The following is a 2455-nucleotide window of genomic DNA, read 5'->3' on the forward strand; positions in this document are numbered from 1 at the left end:
GCTTTAGCTGTGGGAGTTGTCAGGAGGAGATGAAGGATTAATCTCTATTGGTAAAAGATGTAGCATCCAGGACAACTCGACTATTCACTTATATGAAGATGCTCCTGTTGTTATTGAAGATGAAGTTACAATTGGACACAATGTCATTCTACATGGTTGTAAAGTTGGAAAACGCTCGATTATCGATATGGGTTCAACGATTCTTGATCATGCAGAAATTGGTGAAGAATGCATTATCGGTGCCAATACATTAATTCCCCCTGGCAAGAAAATTCCACCTAGATCGCTAGTTGTTGGTTCTCCAGGTAAAGTAGTCAGGGAATTGAATGACAAAGATCTTGAAATGATTCAACTATCCATTGATACATACGTTCAAAAAGGATACGATTATCGGGAAATATTTTCGAATAAAGAAAACGACTAATTAAAAGGGCTGCCCTCTTTATATATGACGCTGTTGATTTTCCGTTACAACGTACTTTCATGTTTCGAAGCTAGCGATGCAATGCAATGCACTTTCCTGCTGGGTCTTACCGAACAGGCTTTTCCCACTGGAGTCGTCGCCTTTCACTGCAATCTATTAAGTGTGTTTTTAAATCAACGGGTATATACAACGAAACTTTAAAAATAAATACACCTGTTTTATTTTAGGACTTATTAGACAGCCCCTTTTAATATAAAGAAACTGGAGAATTTCAAAAAATTTCAGTCGATTATAAAGGGATGATTATCTGCATCATACATCTTGTCTTTCCTTCGCATGTCATTGCCTTCTTGGAAAACCATTTCAAAAAACTGACTAGCCGATTGTGCAAGCAACTTATAATATTGCTCGAACAAAAGAGCAGCATGATTTCCGTTCCATATTTCCGGTAGCAATTCTTTAGGTAACCCAGGATCAGAAAATAAGAACTTTCGATATTCATGAACGAGGTTTGTCCGTTCGACGAAACACTCTGCATTCGACATTTGTCCTTTATTTATCATGCTGTGATGGACAATGAATTGGTTGCTATACGTTGATATGAATTCTTGGTATCTATCAGCAACCTCTTGAAGGGGCCAGCTTTTTTCAACTAGTGCTCTGTCTTCTTGTGGGCCTTTATATTCGGATACGAAGAAATCTACATAAGAGTGTATATCGTACTTCTCGATGAGGAGATTCACTTCTTTTTCAAGATTATTAGGTGAAATCCAACACCCATTTGAAAAGCTACCGAAACCACTCCATAAAAGCTCTTTACGAAGTTCATCGCGAATTTGCCTTTTTTCTTCTGGAATTGTATACATAAGAATACGCCATTTACCGTCCCAATCGTTCGGCATCAATTTGAAAATACGGATTGCTGCCTCTTCAATTCGAGCTTCTCCACGAGCGGTCATGAAATAATAGCTTTTATTCCCATTTTTCTCGGACTCAAGCCATCCTTGCTTCATCATTCTAGAAACTGCTACACGAACAGATTGTTCATTATGACCAAACTCTTTCAATAAATGAATTAAACTCCCAATCCAAATCTTGTTTCCGTAATGACGAATATAGTCGCCATATATTGTGAAAATCATTGATTGTGTATTCGCCATGTATACTCACTCTTTCTTCTTTTTGCCTATTGACAATGTATCACGATACATCACTTCTTTCATTATATCGTTATATCGCTAAAAGGAAAATTAATTCCCTTTGAATATCGGGCTTCTTTTTTCACTGAATGCATGGAGCGCTTCCATTCGATCTCTGGTTGGAATTGTTAATTCGTAAGCTTTCAATTCAATTGAGAGTCCAGTATGCAAGTCAGTGTTCATCCCCTGCGTAATCGCATATTTTGCTTGCGTAATCGCAACTGGACCATTTTTCATGATATTGAAGGCAAGCTGTTCACAGGCACCAAGAAGATTTTCTTTCCTTACTACTTTCAATAAGACTCCAAGATCCAAACCTTCTTCTGCTGTGAATTTTCTAGCCGTGAAGATCAGCTCCTTCGCCTTCATCTCTCCAATAAGTCTAGGGAGACGCTGCGTTCCTCCAGCACCTGGAATGATTGCCCAACTCGTTTCAGTCAGACCCATTTTCACTCCTTCTGCTGCGATTGAGAAATCACATGCAATCATCAATTCAAAACCTCCTCCAAACGCATAGCCGTTCACTGCGGCAATTGTTGGCTGAGGGAGACTTGCAATGCTACTGAATACGTCTCTGATTTCTTTCACATTTCTCCGAACCTCAGTTTCATTTAAATTTTTCCGTTCTTTCAAATCAGCCCCGGCACTAAATGATTTATCTCCTGCTCCAGTAAAAATGACCACTTTCACTTCTAGATCAAGAGAAATCGAGTCTGTCACTTCCTTAAGCTCGTGGAGAGTTTGGTAATTAAAGCAGTTCAATGATTCTTCTCGGTTAATGGTCACATAGGCAATGTTGTTTTGCTTTCTATCACTAGCGTTGCATAAAAAA

The 2455-nt window shown here is 38.7% G+C and carries 3 protein-coding genes; 1 reads left to right on the forward strand and 2 read right to left on the reverse strand.

The genetic code is table 11. From position 1 onward, the window contains the following. Positions 1-16 precede the first annotated feature (16 nt). Complete coding sequence (locus tag B371_RS0100685; RefSeq protein WP_019412426.1) at positions 17-424, forward strand: gamma carbonic anhydrase family protein; 408 nt, start codon at positions 17-19, stop codon at positions 422-424. A gap of 281 nt (positions 425-705) precedes the next feature. Here the strand turns inward: B371_RS0100685 and paaX are convergent, their stop codons facing one another. After that, the gene (gene paaX / locus B371_RS0100690) at positions 706-1584 is read right to left on the reverse strand and encodes a phenylacetic acid degradation operon negative regulatory protein PaaX (RefSeq protein WP_019412427.1); all 879 of its coding nucleotides are present in this window, start codon (positions 1582-1584) and stop codon (positions 706-708) included. A 90-nt stretch (positions 1585-1674) separates the two neighbouring features. Beyond that, positions 1675-2418: an enoyl-CoA hydratase-related protein gene (locus B371_RS0100695; RefSeq protein ID WP_050995765.1), complete on the reverse strand. Its 744-nt coding sequence runs from the start codon at positions 2416-2418 to the stop codon at positions 1675-1677. Positions 2419-2455 lie beyond the last annotated feature (37 nt).

Source organism: Paenisporosarcina sp. TG20, from assembly GCF_000286315.1.
Classification (GTDB): domain Bacteria; phylum Bacillota; class Bacilli; order Bacillales_A; family Planococcaceae; genus Paenisporosarcina.

What these genes read in the sequence shown, in the direction of transcription:
- paaX (WP_019412427.1), bottom strand. Translation starts at nt 1,584, where the DNA reads ATGGCGAATACACAATCAATGATTTTCACAATATATGGCGACTATATT.